This window comes from Streptomyces sp. NPDC002467 (genome assembly GCF_042889825.1).
In the GTDB taxonomy this organism is placed as follows: domain Bacteria; phylum Actinomycetota; class Actinomycetes; order Streptomycetales; family Streptomycetaceae; genus Streptomyces.
Genome location: NZ_JBIARJ010000049.1, coordinates 1 through 3304 on the forward strand (window position 1 = coordinate 1; position 3304 = coordinate 3304).

A 3304-nucleotide genomic window follows, 5' to 3' on the forward strand; every position below is an offset into this window, starting at 1 on the left:
TTCAGAACTAACACAGTGGACGCGAGCAACTGAGGACAAGCCCTCGGCCTATTAGTACCAGTCAGCTTCACCCGTTACCGGGCTTCCACATCTGGCCTATCAACCCAGTCGTCTACTGGGAGCCTTACCCTCTCAAGGAGGTGGGAATACTCATCTTGAAGCAGGCTTCCCGCTTAGATGCTTTCAGCGGTTATCCCTCCCGAACGTAGCCAACCAGCCATGCCCTTGGCAGGACAACTGGCACACCAGAGGTTCGTCCGTCCCGGTCCTCTCGTACTAGGGACAGCCCTTCTCAATATTCCTACGCGCACAGCGGATAGGGACCGAACTGTCTCACGACGTTCTAAACCCAGCTCGCGTACCGCTTTAATGGGCGAACAGCCCAACCCTTGGGACCGACTCCAGCCCCAGGATGCGACGAGCCGACATCGAGGTGCCAAACCATCCCGTCGATATGGACTCTTGGGGAAGATCAGCCTGTTATCCCCGGGGTACCTTTTATCCGTTGAGCGACGGCGCTTCCACAAGCCACCGCCGGATCACTAGTCCCGACTTTCGTCCCTGCTCGACCCGTCGGTCTCACAGTCAAGCTCCCTTGTGCACTTACACTCAACACCTGATTGCCAACCAGGCTGAGGGAACCTTTGGGCGCCTCCGTTACCCTTTGGGAGGCAACCGCCCCAGTTAAACTACCCATCAGACACTGTCCCTGATCCGGATCACGGACCGAGGTTAGACATCCAGCACGACCAGAGTGGTATTTCAACGGCGACTCCACAACCACTGGCGTGGCTGCTTCAAAGTCTCCCACCTATCCTACACAAGCCGAACCGAACACCAATATCAAACTGTAGTAAAGGTCCCGGGGTCTTTCCGTCCTGCTGCGCGAAACGAGCATCTTTACTCGTAGTGCAATTTCACCGGGCCTATGGTTGAGACAGTCGAGAAGTCGTTACGCCATTCGTGCAGGTCGGAACTTACCCGACAAGGAATTTCGCTACCTTAGGATGGTTATAGTTACCACCGCCGTTTACTGGCGCTTAAGTTCTCAGCTTCGCAACCCCGAAAGGTCACTAACCGGTCCCCTTAACGTTCCAGCACCGGGCAGGCGTCAGTCCGTATACATCGCCTTACGGCTTCGCACGGACCTGTGTTTTTAGTAAACAGTCGCTTCTCGCTGGTCTCTGCGGCCACCCCCAGCTCACGGAGCAAGTCCGATCACCAGTGATGGCCCCCCTTCTCCCGAAGTTACGGGGGCATTTTGCCGAGTTCCTTAACCATAGTTCACCCGAACGCCTCGGTATTCTCTACCTGACCACCTGAGTCGGTTTAGGGTACGGGCCGCCATGAAACTCGCTAGAGGCTTTTCTCGACAGCATAGGATCATCCACTTCACCACAATCGGCTCGGCATCAGGTCTCAGCCTTAATGAGGGACGGATTTGCCTACCCCTCGGCCTACACCCTTACCCCGGGACAACCACCGCCCGGGCTGGACTACCTTCCTGCGTCACCCCATCGCTTACCTACTACCACCTTGGATCAGCGGCTCCACCACTTTCCTTTCCCCGAAGGGTCCGGAACGGCTTCACGGCCTTAGCATTAATGGATTCGATATTGGGCGTTTCAAAGCGGGTACCGGAATATCAACCGGTTGTCCATCGACTACGCCTGTCGGCCTCGCCTTAGGTCCCGACTTACCCTGGGCAGATCAGCTTGACCCAGGAACCCTTAGTCAATCGGCGCACACGTTTCTCACGTGTGTATCGCTACTCATGCCTGCATTCTCACTCGTGAACCGTCCACAACTAGCTTCCGCTGCTGCTTCACCCGGCACACGACGCTCCCCTACCCATCACAGCAGGCGTTGGCCCTATTGCTGCAATGACACGACTTCGGCGGTACGCTTGAGCCCCGCTACATTGTCGGCGCGGAATCACTTGACCAGTGAGCTATTACGCACTCTTTCAAGGGTGGCTGCTTCTAAGCCAACCTCCTGGTTGTCTCTGCGACTCCACATCCTTTCCCACTTAGCGTACGCTTAGGGGCCTTAGTCGATGCTCTGGGCTGTTTCCCTCTCGACCATGGAGCTTATCCCCCACAGTCTCACTGCCGTGCTCTCACTTACCGGCATTCGGAGTTTGGCTAAGGTCAGTAACCCGGTAGGGCCCATCGCCTATCCAGTGCTCTACCTCCGGCAAGAAACACACGACGCTGCACCTAAATGCATTTCGGGGAGAACCAGCTATCACGGAGTTTGATTGGCCTTTCACCCCTAACCACAGGTCATCCCCCAGGTTTTCAACCCTGGTGGGTTCGGTCCTCCACGAAGTCTTACCTCCGCTTCAACCTGCCCATGGCTAGATCACTCCGCTTCGGGTCTAGAGCGTGCAACTCAATCGCCCTATTCGGACTCGCTTTCGCTACGGCTTCCCCACACGGGTTAACCTCGCTACACACCGCTAACTCGCAGGCTCATTCTTCAAAAGGCACGCAGTCACGAGATACAGCAAGCTGCATCCGACGCTCCCACGGCTTGTAGGCACACGGTTTCAGGTACTATTTCACTCCGCTCCCGCGGTACTTTTCACCATTCCCTCACGGTACTATCCGCTATCGGTCACCAGGGAATATTTAGGCTTAGCGGGTGGTCCCGCCAGATTCACACGGGATTTCTCGGGCCCCGTGCTACTTGGGAGATGAGCAAGCAAGCCGCTGATGTTTCGTCTACGGGGGTCTTACCCTCTACGCCGGACCTTTCGCATGTCCTTCGACTACATCAACGGTTTCTGACTCGCCCAGCCGCCGGCAGACGACTGAAGCTCATTCCCACAACCCCGCATGCGCAACCCCTGCCGGGTATCACACGCATACGGTTTGGCCTCATCCGGTTTCGCTCGCCACTACTCCCGGAATCACGGTTGTTTTCTCTTCCTGAGGGTACTGAGATGTTTCACTTCCCCTCGTTCCCTCCACATGCCCTATGTGTTCAGGCATGGGTGACAGCCCATGACGACTGCCGGGTTTCCCCATTCGGACACCCCCGGATCAAAGCTCAGTTGGCAGCTCCCCGGGGCCTATCGCGGCCTCTCACGTCCTTCATCGGTTCCTGGTGCCAAGGCATCCACCGTGCGCCCTTAAAAACTTGGCCACAGATGCTCGCGTCCACTGTGTAGTTCTCAAACAACGACCAGCCACCCATCACCCTGCACTCCGAAGAGCCCAAGTTCACTGGGGCCGGCACTGAAGACATCGACCAAACGGCCGTACCTTCAGGACCCAACAACGTGCCAAGCACGATCCGT

Annotated in this window: 1 rRNA gene; it reads right to left on the reverse strand. The window is 56.8% G+C overall.

What is annotated here, in order from left to right:
* Positions 1 to 31 precede the first annotated feature (31 nt).
* Positions 32 to 3150, reverse strand: a 23S ribosomal RNA gene (locus ACFYYJ_RS41460).
* Positions 3151 to 3304 lie beyond the last annotated feature (154 nt).